Origin of the sequence: Fulvivirga ulvae, assembly GCF_021389975.1 — a bacterium.
In the GTDB taxonomy this organism is placed as follows: Bacteria; Bacteroidota; Bacteroidia; order Cytophagales; family Cyclobacteriaceae; genus Fulvivirga; species Fulvivirga ulvae.
This window is the reverse complement of sequence record NZ_CP089981.1, coordinates 4,682,645-4,698,818: the sequence shown is the minus strand read 5'-3', so window position 1 is coordinate 4,698,818 and position 16,174 is coordinate 4,682,645. Positions and strand designations below refer to the sequence as shown.

At 44.4% G+C, this 16,174-nt stretch carries 14 protein-coding genes; 11 read left to right on the top strand and 3 right to left on the bottom strand.

The features are described 5' to 3' along the window. Window positions 1-72 precede the first annotated feature (72 nt). The 3 genes from LVD17_RS19930 to LVD17_RS19920 all read left to right on the top strand — a co-directional run bounded on the left by LVD17_RS19930 (window position 73) and on the right by LVD17_RS19920 (window position 5,037). The gene (locus tag LVD17_RS19930; protein WP_233760771.1) at window positions 73-1,476 is read left to right on the top strand and encodes an alanine/glycine:cation symporter family protein; all 1,404 of its coding nucleotides are present in this window, start codon (window positions 73-75) and stop codon (window positions 1,474-1,476) included. 71 nt (window positions 1,477-1,547) lie between these two features. After that, window positions 1,548-2,504, top strand: a complete 957-nt coding sequence (locus tag LVD17_RS19925) for a hypothetical protein (RefSeq protein ID WP_233760770.1) — start codon at window positions 1,548-1,550, stop codon at window positions 2,502-2,504. A 1-nt stretch (window position 2,505) separates the two neighbouring features. Next, window positions 2,506-5,037 carry a CHAT domain-containing protein gene (locus tag LVD17_RS19920; RefSeq protein ID WP_233760769.1) on the top strand — a complete coding sequence of 844 codons (2,532 nt, stop codon included), beginning with the start codon at window positions 2,506-2,508 and terminating at the stop codon, window positions 5,035-5,037. A gap of 152 nt (window positions 5,038-5,189) precedes the next feature. Here the strand turns inward: LVD17_RS19920 and LVD17_RS19915 are convergent, their stop codons facing one another. The 3 genes from LVD17_RS19915 to LVD17_RS19905 all read right to left on the bottom strand — a co-directional run bounded on the left by LVD17_RS19915 (window position 5,190) and on the right by LVD17_RS19905 (window position 9,639). Then, a complete protein-coding gene (locus tag LVD17_RS19915; RefSeq protein WP_233760768.1) occupies window positions 5,190-7,655 on the bottom strand; it encodes an ABC transporter permease in 2,466 nt (821 codons plus the stop codon). Between the two features lie 158 nt (window positions 7,656-7,813). After that, the gene (locus LVD17_RS19910; protein WP_233760767.1) at window positions 7,814-8,554 is read right to left on the bottom strand and encodes a VIT1/CCC1 transporter family protein; all 741 of its coding nucleotides are present in this window, start codon (window positions 8,552-8,554) and stop codon (window positions 7,814-7,816) included. Beyond that, complete coding sequence (locus LVD17_RS19905; protein WP_233760766.1) at window positions 8,551-9,639, bottom strand: o-succinylbenzoate synthase; 1,089 nt, start codon at window positions 9,637-9,639, stop codon at window positions 8,551-8,553. Before LVD17_RS19905 ends, LVD17_RS19910 begins: the two co-directional genes overlap by 4 nt. A 73-nt stretch (window positions 9,640-9,712) precedes the next feature. Here LVD17_RS19905 and LVD17_RS19900 point away from each other — a divergent pair, with 73 nt between their 5' ends. The 8 genes from LVD17_RS19900 to LVD17_RS28520 all read left to right on the top strand — a co-directional run bounded on the left by LVD17_RS19900 (window position 9,713) and on the right by LVD17_RS28520 (window position 15,682). Beyond that, window positions 9,713-10,936 carry an S-adenosylmethionine:tRNA ribosyltransferase-isomerase gene (locus tag LVD17_RS19900; protein WP_233760765.1) on the top strand — a complete coding sequence of 408 codons (1,224 nt, stop codon included), beginning with the start codon at window positions 9,713-9,715 and terminating at the stop codon, window positions 10,934-10,936. Window positions 10,937-11,030: 94 nt separating this feature from the next. Beyond that, entirely contained in the window at window positions 11,031-11,903 is an 873-nt protein-coding gene (locus LVD17_RS19895) for a helix-turn-helix domain-containing protein (protein ID WP_233760764.1), read from the top strand. Between the two features lie 209 nt (window positions 11,904-12,112). After that, complete coding sequence (locus LVD17_RS19890) at window positions 12,113-12,652, top strand: YbhB/YbcL family Raf kinase inhibitor-like protein (RefSeq protein ID WP_233760763.1); 540 nt, start codon at window positions 12,113-12,115, stop codon at window positions 12,650-12,652. Between the two features lie 72 nt (window positions 12,653-12,724). Then, window positions 12,725-13,303 carry a DUF1572 family protein gene (locus LVD17_RS19885; RefSeq protein WP_233760762.1) on the top strand — a complete coding sequence of 193 codons (579 nt, stop codon included), beginning with the start codon at window positions 12,725-12,727 and terminating at the stop codon, window positions 13,301-13,303. 391 nt (window positions 13,304-13,694) lie between these two features. Beyond that, on the top strand, window positions 13,695-14,573 hold the full coding sequence (locus LVD17_RS19880) for a pirin family protein (protein ID WP_233760761.1): 879 nt from the start codon (window positions 13,695-13,697) through the stop codon (window positions 14,571-14,573). 19 nt (window positions 14,574-14,592) lie between these two features. Then, on the top strand, window positions 14,593-14,877 hold the full coding sequence (locus LVD17_RS19875; RefSeq protein WP_233760760.1) for a GNAT family N-acetyltransferase: 285 nt from the start codon (window positions 14,593-14,595) through the stop codon (window positions 14,875-14,877). A gap of 107 nt (window positions 14,878-14,984) precedes the next feature. Continuing rightward, the gene (locus LVD17_RS19870) at window positions 14,985-15,512 is read left to right on the top strand and encodes an NADPH-dependent FMN reductase (RefSeq protein WP_233760759.1); all 528 of its coding nucleotides are present in this window, start codon (window positions 14,985-14,987) and stop codon (window positions 15,510-15,512) included. Between the two features lie 41 nt (window positions 15,513-15,553). Beyond that, window positions 15,554-15,682, top strand: coding sequence for a hypothetical protein (locus LVD17_RS28520; protein ID WP_255702486.1), 129 nt, complete (start codon window positions 15,554-15,556; stop codon window positions 15,680-15,682). Window positions 15,683-16,174 lie beyond the last annotated feature (492 nt).

Here is a 16,174-nt window from a genome sequence, read left to right as displayed (position 1 = left end):
AAATATGTAAATAATTTCATCGACGAGCGTTAATAATTTATATCTTAGCGCTCTTACAAAACAGGATTGCCTTTGAAATACTTAGAAAGTATACTTGTAAACTTTGCAAATTGGATATGGGGAATGCCACTTTTGATGCTTCTTATGGGTGGCGGATTGTTTTTTGTTGTTTATTCTCGTTTTATTCCTTTCAAATACTTCTTTCATGCCATCGATGTACTTCGTGGAAAATATGATGATCCGAATGACCCGGGTCAGATCAACCATTACGAAGCGCTTTCAACAGCTCTTGCCGCCACTGTAGGCATGGGGAATATCAGCGGTGTGGCCGTGGCTATAGCTGTAGGTGGGCCGGGAGCCATTTTCTGGATGTGGATCAGCGCCTTTGTAGGCATGGCTACCAAATTTTTCACCTGTACACTTTCTATTTTATACCGCGGCAAGGACTCTGCCGGCGAAATTCAGGGTGGCCCCATGTATGTGATCATGGAAGGGCTTGGCAAAGGCTGGAAGCCACTGGCGGTTATGTTTGCCGTATTCGGGCTTATAGGTTGCCTGCCGATATTCCAGGCCAATCAGCTCACACAGGCTATTCAGGATATCGTGTTAATACCCAATGGCATCAAAGGTAATGTAATAGACTACGGCCCACTTCACTTTGTTGACACCGACCTTTATGTAGGGCTCGTTATTTTGGTTTTTGTTTGCCTGGTAATATTCGGAGGGATCAAAAGAATTGGTAAAGTAGCCGGAAAGATGGTGCCCATAATGGTAGTGTTATACTTCATTTCGGTGGTTATCATTCTTCTGATCAATATCAGTGATGTACCTCGTTACATCGGCATGATTATTACCAATGCCTTTACTGCGGATAACTATAATGGTGATGCTTTACTTGGCGGAGCACTTGGAGGGTTAATCGTACTGGGTGCAAGAAGGGCTGCTTTTTCTAATGAAGCCGGTATAGGTACTGCTCCTATGGCACATGGCGCAGCCAAAACCATGGAACCGGTACGAGAAGGACTGGTAGCTATGTTAGGGCCATTTATTGATACCATAATAGTGTGTACACTTACTGCTCTGGCTATCCTCATTACCGGAGTTTGGCAAACCACCGACAGCAACGGTGTGACGCTTACCGCCAACGCCTTTGAGTCTGCATTTCCTGGATTTGGTCATTATATTCTCATGGTTTGCATTTTAATTTTCTCCATAACTTCCTTATTCTCATACTCTTACTACGGAACCAAGTGTATGAGCTTTTTAATTGGTGCAGACAAAAGCCACTATTACAACTATATCTACGTAGTGACCATATTGTACGGCGCTATCTCTTCTCTGGCCGCTATTATCAGTTTGATAGATTCAGCTTTTGCGTTGATGTCTATCCCTACGGTAACTTCGGCTTTGATACTGGCACCGAAGGTTAAAAAGGCTGCTGATGAATATTTTAGGCGTCTTAATACAAAGGGCTAGCAATATATTGTGGGTAAATGGTAGCCCTTTTCTGGATAATTTTATAATTTGTTATTACACTTACAATTAACATGAAAAAGCTGCTACTGATTTTTATTGGCCTGTGTTCATTCTCTTTCGTATCTGGCCAGGGTTGTAGTGATGCCGGCTTCTGTACTATGGGTGCTATGAGTCCGGGACAGGTCTACACTAAAAAGATCAATTTTAAATTAAGGGCCCTTGAACTCAACCAATACAGAGGTACAACCAGGCTAACACCTGTAATTAACGTTACTACCCTTGATTTTACCTTTGGCATCACTGAAAACACCTCATTTCAGGTAAAGCTTCCTTACCAATGGGTAAAAGGGAACCTGGGAAAAACATCAGGTATGGGAGATATTTCATACAGCTTCACACACAATTTCAAGACTACTGAGAACTACCACATCAACGCTACATTGGGAGGAAAAATACCTTCAGGAAAATCTGATCTGGAAGGTGATGATAAACCTGAATTTACCTCCGACGGGCAGCCTCATGACTTGCCTATGTACTACCAGGTCAGCCTTGGTACATGGGACATCGTAGCTGGAGCTTCTTATATCAGTAAAAAGTGGATGTTTGCTACGGGAATTCAAATACCTGTAAGCCATAACAATCAGAACAACTTCCAATATGAGGAATGGAGCGGGTATCCGGATCCCGGTTATTTGCGAAGTCACCACTTAGCTAATGACCTGAAAAGAGGGACAGACGTCATGCTACGTGCGGAAAGGGCTTTTCACTTCTCCAACCTGGATGTCAGGCTTGGCGTATTGCCTATTTTCAGGATCACCAAAGACGAAATCACCGAAAATGGCGAGCGTGTAAAACTCGACGGTACTACAGGAATGGCACTTTCAGGAATCTTAGGTGTAGCCTATCATTTCAATGTGTATCATACCGCCAAGGTACTTTTAGGCCACAAATTTACTGACCGTGATGTGAACCCCGACGGGCTAACGCGTGAAAATGTGGCTTCCATAGCATACGTAATCCGTTTCTAAGATGCGTAGCCTGATTATCACAACTATTCTAACAGCAGCCGTTCTACATACCTCTTTTGCTCAAAGCACATGTAATGGGCTGAGAGAACTGCTGGATAAAGGGGAAATTGAGCAGGCTGCAGCCTTAGCCCAACAAGTACAAGCTACAGACAATGCTAACTGCAACAATCTGCTTGGTGAAGTATATCTACGAAAAGGCCGTAATGATGTAGCCCTGAACTATTTTGAAACGGCACTTGAGTTATCAAAAAACGGATCGGAAGACCAGGCTGCCAGCCTGAATAACCTTGGGTTGGTCTTTTGGAATACCGGAAGCAGCGCCAGCGCCAAAGAATACATTTCTCAGGCTCTGGCCATACGCAGCAAGCTCTTTGATGCAGGCCATGAAAAGCTGGCCGCTTCATACAACGACCTCGGGTTGGTCTCAACCAACCCTGATGAAGCCCTGGAAACTTACGAAAAGGCACTGGCCATCTATCAGGACATCTATGGGGAGAACCATCAGAAAGTAGCTCAGGCTAAGGCCAATATCGGCATAATATACAGGAACATAGAGATGTTTGGCGATGCCCAGAATTACTTCAATGAAGCGTTAAAGATCTGGCAGAACCTGCACCCTGACGGCCATCCCAATGAAGGCTTTATCCATACCAACCTGGGCAGAACATACCAGTTGATGAATAACCTTGGTGTGGCCAAAGAATATTATGAGAATGCCCTGGCTGTTTATCAAAAACACTATGGGACAAAGCATCCTGAAATAGCCAGAACACTGAACCTGATCGGCAACATCTATAATATTAAAGGTGAATTTGAACCTGCCCTCTCCTATTATCAAAAAGCCCTGATCGCCAATGCTAAGACTTTTGACAACCAAGATCTGGAGGCCAATCCTTCAACGGATGAGTATTTCAATGCCAACACTCTGTTGAATACGCTTTTTTATAAAGCCCAGGCTCTGGAAGACCTTCACCATAACCTTACCCTGAAATTCAAAGATGCAAAACTAAGCCTTACCACCTTGCAAGTGGCCGATACGCTGGTGGACAAGATAAGGCAGATCAGCACCAATGAAGCGGATAAGCTTGAGCTCGGGGAGATTTCTTCTCAGGTATACGAAAATGGTGTCCGCCTTTGCTATTACATGGCTGATGTGGCTGTAAAAAAAGACCCCTATTATGAACTGTCTTTTTATTTTGCTGAAAAGAGTAAGTCATCAGTTCTCCTGGAGGCCATTTCGGATGCGTCGGCCAAATCATTCGCCAACATACCAGATAGTAAACTGACCGAGGAAAACGAACTCAAATCAGAAATTGCCTACTATGAGCAAAAGTTGGCACAGAAACCTGAGGAAGCTGTAGCCTCCAAATACAGGGAAAGGCTTTTTACGCTTAAGCAGCGATACAATACATTTATTGCAGACCTTGAGAAGAATTACCCTCAGTACTTTAACCTGAAGTATAATGTACCGATACCTTCAGTAGCGCAGTTGCAGGAGACATTGAAGGAAAATCAGGCCATTGTCAGCTACTTTATAGCTGATCGCTCCAAAAGGCTGTATGTATATCAGATCAGCCCGGGTAAGTTCAATGCTTACAATGTACAGCAAACTGAGAACTTTGACCGCTACCTGAGTGGCCTTAGGAACAGTCTTTATTTTAAAGAGGATGAGATCTATGCGCTTACGGCGGATGAATTGTATGAAATTCTTTTCCCGGGCTCATTGCACAAATCGGTGGACCACCTCATCGTGATCCCGGCAGGCAGATTAGGCACAGTACCTTTTGAGGCCCTCCTCACCCGCTCTGCCAAAGGTTTTCCTTTAGATTATAAATCACTGGACTATCTGATCAATGACTATGCTATCAGCTACCAGTATGCTTCTGCTTTATATTATCAAAACCATTTAAACCTGAGGCAATCCAATCAAAAACCATCGGCCTTTCTTTGTGCTCCCGTAACATTTTCCCAGCTGGACGACCTTCCGGGAACAAACCAGGAGGTGTCTAACCTGCAACAGATCCTGTCGGGCAAGGGTATAAAGCCCGAGGTATACCTGGAAGCCAATGCCAGTGAGGAAATTGTAAAATCCAAAAACCTGAAAGATTACAGGTATCTGCATTTTGCTACGCACGGGGTGGTCAATGAAAACAATCCGGCTTTATCCAGAATATTCCTCAAGGAAAGTGAGACCAACGATGGCAACCTCTTCTCCGGGGAAATCTATAACCTTCAACTGGGCGCTGACCTTGTAACGCTCTCCGCATGTGAAACCGGCCTGGGCAAAGTCTCAAAAGGTGAAGGCATCATCGGGCTTTCAAGAGCCCTCGTATATGCAGGGGCCAATAACATTGTGGTGTCGTTATGGAGCGTTGCCGATACGTCAACCTCCGACCTGATGATCGACTTCTATGGCAACATTTCAGGCAACGATTATAGTGACGGACTGAGACAAGCCAAATTGAAGATGATCCGGACCGGTGATTTTTCGAAGCCATATTACTGGGCACCTTTTATTTTGATTGGGCAGTAGGTTATCGGTTATCGGCAAACACCGAAAATCCCCTTAAGGGGATTTTAGCACTCCACTGACTACCGACCACCGGTCATGGTCACCGATCACTTCTGACTCCGGTCTTCTGACTTCCAACCTAGCCACTCCAACAGTTTACCGCTCACCAAAAACTACTCATACCTCAACGAGTCCACAGGGTTCACTCTGGCGGCTTTTACGGTCTGGAAGCTCACTGTTATCAGTGCAGACAGTATTACTGCGGCGCCGGCGACTATGAATGTCCAGAGGGCGATGTTGTCGCGATAGGCGAAGCCGTTGAGCCACTGGGTCATGCCGTAGTAGGTTAAGGGCACAGCTATGATAATGGCAATTACTATGAGCTTGATAAAGTCTTTGGACAGTAAAAAGAATATACTGTTTACTGATGACCCCAGCACTTTTCTGATCCCGATTTCTTTGGTCTTTTGGCGGGCCGTGAAGGCCGAAAGACCGAAAAGTCCCAGGCAACCGACAATAATGGCCAGTACTGAAAATGAGGCAAACAGGTTCCCGAACTTTTGTTCGTTTTCATATTGCCTGTTAAAGTAGTCATCGAGAAAGAAGTAAGAAAAAGGATTGCCGGGGAAGGCCTTTTCCCAACTTGCCTCTACATGTTTAATGGTCTCGTCGAGGTTAGTGGTATTTACTTTCATGGAGTAAAATTCACCTCCATAAAGGGTGCAGTAAAATATAATAGGATCTTGAGCTTTCTGGAGCGACTCCTGATGGTAATCGTTCACGACTCCTGCAACTATGGCGCTCCAGTCATAACCAGGCACTACCAAAGTCTGGCCAATAGCATCTTCCGGTTTTTCGAAACCCAGAAGCTTGACCGCAGAGTTGGTAATGATCACCGAAGTGTCGGGATCGTTGGGGTATTGCTCTGAAAAAGCCCTGCCAGCCAGAAGCTCCATACCGAAAACATCAATGAAATTATAGTCCATGCTATTCATGCGAAGGGTCACCACCTCATCGTCCGGACTGCCATAGCGCTTGACTCCGGCCTTATATTCCCTCTTTTTGCCGGGAATGGTGATAGATGTGGAAACTCCCTGAACAGCCGGATGCTGCCCCAGTTGCTCACGGAACACATCAATATTGGATGAAAACGCCTGGCGGTCGCGTGGAGCAACTCCCGGCCGCTCTACCACCAACACCTGATCGATCTCCATGCCTAAGTCCATGCTTTGCATATAAGACAGTTGGTTGTAAACGATGATAGTGCCCGAGATCAGGGCTACTGATGCTATGAACTGGAAAACAACAAGTGATTTTCTTAACAATGCTCCTCTCCCCGAATTTCTCAACTTGCCTTTTAGAACACTAACAGGCCTAAACGAGGAAAGGAAAAACGCAGGGTAAAGCCCTGACAGCAACGTACCTAATACCCAAATCAGTAAACTGCAAAGGATAAACCACCCTTCAAAAAACTGAAAGAATGACAGTGAAAGGCCTGACGTCTGATTGAACAGTGGCATAACCAAAGCGATGATGATAAAAGAAAATAGCAATGCAGCAAAATTTACTATGGCAGACTCAATGAGAAACTGCCTCATAAGCTGACCTTTAAACGCTCCCAGCGCCTTGCGCACCCCCACTTCATTGGCTCTTTCCATGGCTTTGGCGGTGGACAGGTTTACGTAATTCACCCAGGCGATCAGCAGGATGAAGAAAGCTATTAAAGCCAGGGCATAGACATTTCTGCCGTTACCATTGGCTTCTGCTTCATCGGCCAGCTTCGAATAAAGGTGAATATCTGTTATAGGTTGAAGTTTCAGAACGTCCTCCCGGTTGGCCTCAATCAGGTCGGGAGAATACTTGCGGATCAGATCGGGCAGTTTCTGAGCTACCACATCAGGGTCAGTGCCCGGGTTAAGCTTTACATAGGTGTACATGTCCTTCCTTCGCCACGATTCATTGTAACGGGCCGGAGCCCAATCACCACGAGAGTACAGGGTCTCATACGAAAACAGCACATCAAATTTCAAATGGGTATTGGCTGGCAGCGTTTTGAATACACCGGTTACTTTGCATAATTCGTTATTGAAATCATCGTCTTGCAGGTGGAGCATTTTACCGATAGGTTCCTCCTCTCCGAAGTACATCCTGGCGTACTCTTCGGAGATAACTGCTGAAAGCGGTTCGGCCAGCGCAGTTGCGGCATCTCCTCTGACCATTTCATAGCCAAACATGGGCAGAAATGCTGAGTCTGCATACAGGAAGTGCCGGTGTTTGTACATAACCGGGCCGTTGGGTGCATCTTCATAGGTGATCACGAGGTTATTTTTGTAGCCCATGTTGTAAAGCCGTGCATATCCTGCTACCTCGGGAACCTCCTCCAACATGGCCGGGCCTACTCCGGGGTAGTTTTCCGCGGACTCCGTCATCATCTCATTGTTGAGATACTGCTCAAGAGTCACCCTGTAAATGTTTTCGGATTGAGGGATAAACCTGTCGTAGCTCAGTTCAAAATTGACGTACTGTACGATCAGTAAAAATGCGGCAATGCCTATGGCCAGGCCAAGTACATTGACAATAGAAAATACTTTGCTCTTCAGTATGCTGCGAAAAGCAACTTTGAGGTAATTTTTGACCATGGTTGTTGTGTTTTGAGTTTTATAGTAGACCTGCTTAATTAAAAGAAGTTACAAAAAATCCACAAAAAAACTTAGAATTAAGTCTTTATAAAATCAACACAACCTCTGTAAACCAAAGCCTTACAAATGACAGTCTGAATACAAAGATGGCTGTTTGTCTAATTCAAAAAGTACCTGGCCAGGACTTCTCCAACAAAATAAGCAAGGAATGCAGCCAATCCACCGAGTAAGAGTGTTTCCAGTACTCCTTTTACCCACCGGGTGTTGGTGACGATACTCTTCAAATAGCCGACAAACATGAGTGCGATACCAGTGGCTATGGAAGACATCATGAAAAGGTTGTCGGTGGCTATGTTAAAAATAGCAGCAAAAACATAAGCCAGCAACGGGATGATACCAATGATGCTAAACGAAACAAATGTAGCGAAGGCCGTTTTAAAAGGAGTTTTATCATCTTTGGTCATTTCCAGCTCTTCTTTCATCATGGTATCCACCCATATATCTTTATCTGCGGTTATGACTTCCACTACCTTCTCCAGCAATTCGCCCTCAAAGCCTTTGGCAGCATATATTTCACGGATCTCCTCTACCTCCCTTTCTCTAAGGTTATCTACTTCCCAATATTCAACAGCTTTATGCTTTTCAAAATTATCCCGATCGGCTTTGACCGAAAAGAAGTTACCTACTGACATAGAAAAGCCGTCAGCTATCAGGTTGGCAAATCCAAAGATCAGTACCCAGGTAAGGTCAGCACTGGCTCCCGCTGCCCCTGCCACTACGGCAAAGGTAGTGATGGCCCCATCAATACCACCGTAGACAAACTCGGCAATATAGTCTTTGTTGAAGACCCAAACCTTCCCTTCGTCGTGGAGTCTCTTTTCTGAAATCACCTTGCTCATAACCCCAAGTTAGCAAAGTCCCACGATTCCTCATTGCCATAGCAGATGTGGCCTGCTTCAATTTTTAAAGGGGAAGGAATATTGTTGTGGTATAACTGTCCGGTACCCAGCCCCTGATAGCCCAGTGCATTCAGATAGGGCGACATCTGGCAAACCGCATTGAGACCTATGTTGGATTCCAATGCCGAGGTGAGCCACCATCCAACCCCCATAGACTCTGCTATTTCTATCCACTCCTTACAGGAATGTATCCCTCCGACCAAGGTTGGCTTCAAAATGATATATTGCGGCCTGATCTGTTCAAGTAGCTGCTGTTTTGCGTCCTTGCCATACACGCCTATCAGTTCTTCATCCAGGGCGATATCCACAGGAGTGTTTTGACAAAGCCTGGCCATCTCAGCCGGCTGTCCGGCGGCAATAGGCTGCTCTATGGAATGCAACCTGTATTTGCTCAGGGCTTCCAGTTTATCCATAGCTTCGTGCACTTTAAAAGCGCCATTGGCATCGACCCGCAGCGTAATGTCACTTTGATAGTATTTTCTTCTCACATAATCCAGAATATCACATTCCTTTTCAAAATCGAGGCTGCCGATCTTCATTTTAAGGCAATCAAAACCGGCCTCCACCTTATTGGAAATTTGCAGCAGCATAGCTTCCATATGCCCCATCCAGATCAATCCGTTTATCGGTATTCTCATTTCAGACCGTACAAACCTATTGTTAAAGATCACCCGCTTACCACCATTCAGCAAGTCAAGAAGTGCCGTTTCTATCCCAAACCGGGCAGCAGGTAAATCCGCACCGGCAAGCTCATCGGCAATTCGGAATATTTCTTCTTCTGACGTGGGCAAGTCCATGCCATCGAGGTTTTCCAGGCATTTTTCGAGCCGTTCGCCCAGGTCTTCCAGGTCATCTATACTGAGCTTTTTCAAAGGGCCGCACTCACCAAGCCCATACACCTCAGGCCGGGAGGTGTCCCACACCTTTATGATCCATGTTTCTTTCTCTTTTAAAACACCCCTCGAGGTGCCGGCATCAAACTTAAAATTCAGGATATACTTCTGGTAAGATGTTTTTAAGGGCATAACGTGATCAGATAAGGCCACAATTTGATGGATTTATCCCATTTAATCAACAACCTCACCCTATATTTGCAGCATGACAGAAAAAGAACTGCCTCCAATAAGCCTGAACGACTATAAATACGACCTGCCCGATGAGAGAATTGCAAAATTCCCTTTGAAGGAACGGATGAATTCGAAATTGCTCGTTTATAATTCAGACAAAATTGAGCATGCCGTTTTTCGAAGCCTTAGCGACTACATTCCTGAAGATACTGCTTTGTTTTTCAATGATACCAGGGTTATACCCGCACGCCTGCATTTCAGAAAGGAAACGGGGGCACATATTGAGGTTTTTCTGCTCGAACCGCTGCAACCTACGCGCGATGTAGCACAATCCATGTGGATTAAGGGAAGCTGCCAATGGAAATGCATGGTGGGCAACCTGAAAAAGTGGAAAGATGAGCAGGTGTTGGAGCTTGTGCTTCCTATGCACGATCAACCGGTGACTTTAAAGGCCCGGGTTGTAGATCGCAGCACACAAATTATTGAGTTTACCTGGGATGATGATTACACTTTTGTAGATGTTATCCAGGCTGCCGGTAAAATCCCACTGCCTCCGTACATCAACCGGGAGGTAAGTGAAGAGGACAAGGAAAGATACCAGACCATATACTCTCACCACGAAGGCGCCGTGGCTGCTCCTACCGCCGGTCTTCATTTTAGCGATCAGGTACTCGAAAAGCTGCAGCAGAAGGGTGTAACGCTTAACTACCTGACACTACATGTCAGTGCTGGCACTTTCCAGCCCGTAAAGGAGGAGAATGTAATCAACCACCCCATGCACTCCGAGCAAGTGGTGATAACCATGAAAAATATCGATGCCCTGCTGGAGAATCCCAAGGTGGTGGCAGTAGGTACCACATCTATGCGCACGCTTGAAAGTTTATATTGGTATGGAGTAAAAATATTGTTGAAAAATGACACCGGTTTTAATATTGAAAAACTCCTGCCTTACCAGTTTGAGGGGTCTGCTCTGCCCTCAGCTCACGAAGCTTTTGTAGCCGTTAAAAAATTAATGACTGAGACCAACCGGCAAACTTTGATCGGACATACGGAGATTTTCATTTTTCCGGGTTATGAATTCAAGGTATGTAAAGGACTGATCACCAATTACCATCTGCCCGGCTCTACACTTATATTGCTGGTGGCTGCATTTATTGGTGAAAACTGGAAAAAAATATACGAGGAAGCCTTAAATAATGATTATCGCTTTTTAAGCTATGGTGACAGCTCTTTGCTTTGGCCATCAGCAACTTAGAACCCTGCATCAGATATAAGAAAAAACCTTCCGACTTGAGTACATACAAAATAATCGCTATTTTTCACTATCAATCAAAATCAGGACTACTTGTATGACCGAAAAAGTCTGCCATCTACCGGAGGAGTTTAATGACGGCCATCGAACCGTAAGCATTCATTATTATGAAGCAAAGCAATCTTCCCTGAAAAACAAAGTAAGGTTTAGCCAGAATTTACTGTGCCTTTTACTCAAAGGTGAAAAAACAGTTTACAGTGCCACCGCTAAATTCTCTTTTGATCAGAGCCAATTGATGTTGCTACGACCGGGCAACACTTTAATGACAGAAAAAACAACAGTTGAAAATGCTTACAAGAGCGTACTTTTCTTCTTTTCCAACGATTTTCTAAACGATTTTGTAAGGATCAACAACATCCCGATTGACCAGGCCAAAAAAGCTCCGAACTTCGATCGTACAAAAATTCTCGATAAAGACGAGTACATCACCACATTTGAAAGATCCCTTCTGCTGATGGGCAATAAGCCAAGTCCTCCCTTAATTCGGTCTAAACTTAACGAAATACTGCTATACCTTTTTGGCAGATACCCGGATGAACTTACTTGTTTTATAAAAGAAGCACTGAGTCACAACAAGGATGTAGTCTTCAAAAACATTATCGAACGCCCTGATAGCTTTAACCTGTCTAATGAAGAGCTGGCATTTTTGTGCAACATGAGCCTGTCTACTTTCAAAAGGAGGTTTAGGGAAGTATACGATACCACACCGCGGCAATATTATATATCCAAAAGAATGAAAAAAGCAGCATTGCTTCTTCAAAATGATTTACGTCCATCCGAGATTTATTTTGAACTGGGGTATGAAAACCTCTCAGCATTCAGCAATGAGTTTAAAAAGCACTTTGGCACTTCTCCAAAAAGCTACAGGCCGGAAAAGCTGGATCAGGCGGAGTTTATAGGGAGACACTAACTTTTCACCTTTGTGCTTGACGGACAGTTGTTGACAGCAGTTGGCAAAATGAAATAACAATAGGCGCGGTCTACTAATTTTCAAAGATTACTCCACAGATTTTAAGCTTGCCCCGAAAAGTTGAGCCTGTAGAAAAACAGTCTGGACTTTTAGCGCAACTTTTTGAAGCTACAACTTCTCACTTTTGTAAAAACTAAAAAATGATAATTATGAGAAGTATTTTAATCTTACTATTTGTACTTGCAACTGTTATGGCCGAGGCTCAGACTTTTACCCTTAAAAGCAATGAGCTTACCGGACAGGCCACAAAAAAACAGGTATTTAACGGCTTTGGATGCACCGGAGAGAATATATCGCCTCAACTTTCATGGACAAATGCTCCTGAGGGTACCAAAAGCTTTGCTGTTACGATTTATGACAAAGATGCACCTACCGGAAGTGGCTGGTGGCACTGGGTGGTTTTCGATATTGACAAAGACACTAACGAACTGTTATCCGGAGCCGGAGACCCTGCGAAGAACCTTGCCCCTAAAGGTGCCGTGCAAAGTTTGACAAATTTTGGCATGGCAGGCTACGGTGGCCCTTGCCCTCCGGAAAACCACGGCCCTCATCAGTACGTTGTTACAGTATATGCCCTTAAAGTGGATAAACTCGGGCTGGACAGCAAGGCCAACCCTGCAATAGTGGGCTACTATCTGAATCAGAATGTAATAGATAAAGCCTCTATTGTGTTCTATCATAAAAGATAAACTCAAATAACAACCGGCAAGGGCAGTAGGCAAACCAGGATAAAGAAAAACTCTACCAAATACACCAACGCTATGAAAGGTAATTATCTGGAAAGTATCATTAAGCAGTTTGAATATTACAAACTGCTGGGTGAGAAGACTTTTGCTCAACTTACTGATGAGCAGTTGATGTGGGAATACACGCATGATTGCAACAGTATTGCCACTATCGTGAAACACCTGTGGGGCAATATGCTTTCCCGGTGGACAGATTTTCTTATGGAAGACGGCGAGAAAACCTGGCGTGACCGTGATGCTGAGTTTGAAAATAATATTGCTGACCGGCAGGAGCTAATGGACAAATGGAATGAAGGCTGGAAGTGTCTGCTTGAAGCACTTAGGCCTTTAAATGACCATGATCTTGACCGTGAGATTTTTATCCGTAATCAGGGGCACACGGTGGTAGAGGCTATCAACCGCCAGCTTGCCCACTATGCGTACCATGTAGGGCAGATCGTATATATTGGTAAAATAGCCAAAAAAGATAGCTGGCAGACCTTGTCTATTGCCAAAGGCCAGTCCAAACAGTTCAATACTCAAAAATTTGCCGAAGAAAAGCACCGGCAGCATTTTACCGATGAGTTTTTGAAGGGGAAAGAATACAAGGTCTAGCTTCTTTATGAACAAGGTATCCCGTAATATCAGGATACCTTGTTGCTTTATAATCACATATTATCTCAGCCGTTTGCAATATGCACGGCCATTGGCACTTCCTTATGGATTCTGTCGGCTCCATGCAACTGATCCACTTCCCGAACAAACTTCATTCTTTGATCTTTGTCAACCCGGAGTATCATTATTGCCCGTTCAGATTGGGTAACTGCTTTTAGTAAAAAACTAAAAAACAAGTTAAAAACAATCAAATACCTGACAATCAATGACATAAAAATAAACCCCGACATTTATCTGAGTTTGATAACGAAAAAATAAAAAAATCCAATTCGTTTGACTTAACATTGATCTACAATCTATCTTTAACATTTCAGAACAAGCATACACGAACATGTCAAACATAGACCTGGTTATTGAAGAACGCGCCGCCGATATCGGCAACTTCATGGTAGGCAGGCTGTTGCCCTTCCGCCAAAAAAGAGCTGTAGGCCCATTTGTATTCATTGACCACATGGGGCCAACCACTCTAAAAGACCATGAAAACTTTGATATTCCCCCCCACCCTCACATCGGGCTTTCTACCCTGACCTATTTATTTGAAGGAGCCATCATGCACCGCGACAGCATGGGTTATGAGGTAGAAATACAACCCGGCGCTGTCAACTGGATGACGGCGGGCAAAGGCGTGGTACACTCGGAGCGTACCCCAGAATACCTCAGAAATTCTGACAAAAGTCTGCATGGCTTGCAGATCTGGGTAGCATTGCCCAAAGCTTTGGAAAGCTCCGAACCATCATTCTCTCATGTTGAAGCCAAAGATATTCCGCACTGGCAGCAGGATGGTGTATCTATGAAATTGATTGCCGGTGAAGCGTTTGGCCGAAAATCACCTGTTCCCGTACATAGCCAGCTATATTTTTTAGAAATCAAAAGCACCAAAACGGCAACATTATCTATTGGTGAACACCTCTTTGGTGAAAGTGCGCTTTATATACTCGAAGGGTATATCAAAAGCGATGGCCATACTTATGAGCCTAAGCATATTCTGATCGCAAAGGAAAGCAGCCTGTGCGAATTTGAGATTGGTGCCAATAGCACGGTCTACATTTTTGGAGGACAGCCTTTCGAGGAAGAGCGGTTCATCCACTGGAATTTTGTTAGCTCAGACAAAATTCTGATAGAAAAAGCGCGCAATGATTGGAGCGAACAGAAGTTTCCAAAAGTACCGGGAGAAACAGATTTTGTACCGCTCCCTGAAGCTAAAAAATAACAAAAAGCAATTTATAAAAATGGATATTCAACAGTTTAACAGGGAAACCAAAGGCTTTTTCAAAGCTGTAGATAACGGCAAAGAGGCCGGGCGAATGACCTACTCATGGGCTGGTAAGGATAAAATGATCATAGACCATACCGAGGTAAACCCGGAATTCAAAGGTCAGGGCGTAGGCTATAAAATGGTACATGCTGCCGTAGACTATGCACGTGAAAATAATGTGAAGATCATTCCACTTTGCCCCTTTGCAAAAAGTGTATTTGACAAAACCGAAGAAATAAGAGATGTCTTAGTAGGATGACGCGGTTTACTGGTTACTGGTTACTGCTCTCCGTTCACTGTTTACTTGTTTACTGTTCACCGAATACCTGGTCTCAATACTCAGTACTAAAATCTAAAGACTAAAATATGAAGCAAATAGTAGCCTTTGCAGGAAGCAACAGCAGCACTTCTATCAATAAGCAGCTTGTAAAATTTGTTCTGACTTACTTTCCTGATTTTGAAACCAATCTTCTTGATCTGAATGAGTATGAGATGCCTTTGTTTTCGGTTGACAGGGAAAAGACAGGTTTTCCTGAAGCTGTCGGGCATTTTCGGGAGGCCATGAGCAATGCCGATGCTATAGTTTGCTCTCTGGCAGAACATAACAGGAGCTATACAGTAGCTTTCAAAAACGTGCTTGACTGGTGCAGCCGTATTGATATGAACATTTTTGCAGGAAAGCCAATGCTACTCATGACTACTTCACCCGGAGGATATGGCGGCGGTAATGTGATGAACGCAGCAAAACCATTCTTTCCTAAATGCGGAGCGGAAGTCATAGAATCCTTCTCTCTGCCATCTTTCAGACAAAATTTTGAAAACGGCCAGATCATTAATGAAACCCTGAAAAAGGAGTTGGAGGATAAGATTGCAGTATTTAAAAGCAGGCTGTAGTAAAGTCTCCGCGGTCTGTCCCCCGACAGACCATCTACAAAATGCCTTTTATCCAAACAGTTAGTCATATCCATAGCGATGAATTTACTTACGAGGTGGCTGTCAGGGGACAGCCTCCGGGTGTGGTGATCACCTTACAGGAAGCACGAACGGCAGCCTGGCAGAGCTAAACACCGGCTTTACTAAACTTGCAAAAATTTGGTAAAGCTGAACTGTTCAGTAACGCCGGCTGAGGGTAATAGCCTTAAAGCAGAGGTTGCTACCTTTCTGAGCATCGCCTTCTACCGGCAATGGTCTCCTGCCATAATTAAAGATTGTAGCTTCGAATACCGTAGAGTCCTCTGCGAGAGACTCTACTGGAAGTAATATTGCAAAAGTGAAGAAATTCCGCCCCTTCGGGGTTTGCTTCTTATTTGGCTAGTTACAAAGGCTACACCTTTTGCTGATAGATAGCGCCCTCTCAGGGCTGAAGTTGTACTTGTACAGTATCGACACATCTCTATGGCCTTTCTCCTCTCCTCCGTGGTCTGTCCCCTGACAGATCATCCTCTATACATCTCTTTTATTTGCAACCAATTTATGGGTTTACAAGGCGGCTGTCGGGGGACAGTCCCCCAGGTGTGAATGAAAACAGAAGCCATTCCACCATCCACTGCAAAACA

What these genes read in the sequence shown, in the direction of transcription:
- LVD17_RS19920 (WP_233760769.1), top strand. Translation starts at nt 2,506, where the DNA reads ATGCGTAGCCTGATTATCACAACTATTCTAACAGCAGCCGTTCTACAT.
- LVD17_RS19890 (WP_233760763.1), top strand. Translation starts at nt 12,113, where the DNA reads ATGAGAAGTATTTTAATCTTACTATTTGTACTTGCAACTGTTATGGCC.
- LVD17_RS19870 (WP_233760759.1), top strand. Translation starts at nt 14,985, where the DNA reads ATGAAGCAAATAGTAGCCTTTGCAGGAAGCAACAGCAGCACTTCTATC.
- LVD17_RS19905 (WP_233760766.1), bottom strand. Translation starts at nt 9,639, where the DNA reads ATGCCCTTAAAAACATCTTACCAGAAGTATATCCTGAATTTTAAGTTT.
- LVD17_RS19885 (WP_233760762.1), top strand. Translation starts at nt 12,725, where the DNA reads ATGAAAGGTAATTATCTGGAAAGTATCATTAAGCAGTTTGAATATTAC.
- LVD17_RS19880 (WP_233760761.1), top strand. Translation starts at nt 13,695, where the DNA reads ATGTCAAACATAGACCTGGTTATTGAAGAACGCGCCGCCGATATCGGC.
- LVD17_RS19875 (WP_233760760.1), top strand. Translation starts at nt 14,593, where the DNA reads ATGGATATTCAACAGTTTAACAGGGAAACCAAAGGCTTTTTCAAAGCT.
- LVD17_RS19900 (WP_233760765.1), top strand. Translation starts at nt 9,713, where the DNA reads ATGACAGAAAAAGAACTGCCTCCAATAAGCCTGAACGACTATAAATAC.
- LVD17_RS19895 (WP_233760764.1), top strand. Translation starts at nt 11,031, where the DNA reads ATGACCGAAAAAGTCTGCCATCTACCGGAGGAGTTTAATGACGGCCAT.
- LVD17_RS19910 (WP_233760767.1), bottom strand. Translation starts at nt 8,554, where the DNA reads ATGAGCAAGGTGATTTCAGAAAAGAGACTCCACGACGAAGGGAAGGTT.
- LVD17_RS19925 (WP_233760770.1), top strand. Translation starts at nt 1,548, where the DNA reads ATGAAAAAGCTGCTACTGATTTTTATTGGCCTGTGTTCATTCTCTTTC.
- LVD17_RS19915 (WP_233760768.1), bottom strand. Translation starts at nt 7,655, where the DNA reads ATGGTCAAAAATTACCTCAAAGTTGCTTTTCGCAGCATACTGAAGAGC.
- LVD17_RS28520 (WP_255702486.1), top strand. Translation starts at nt 15,554, where the DNA reads ATGCCTTTTATCCAAACAGTTAGTCATATCCATAGCGATGAATTTACT.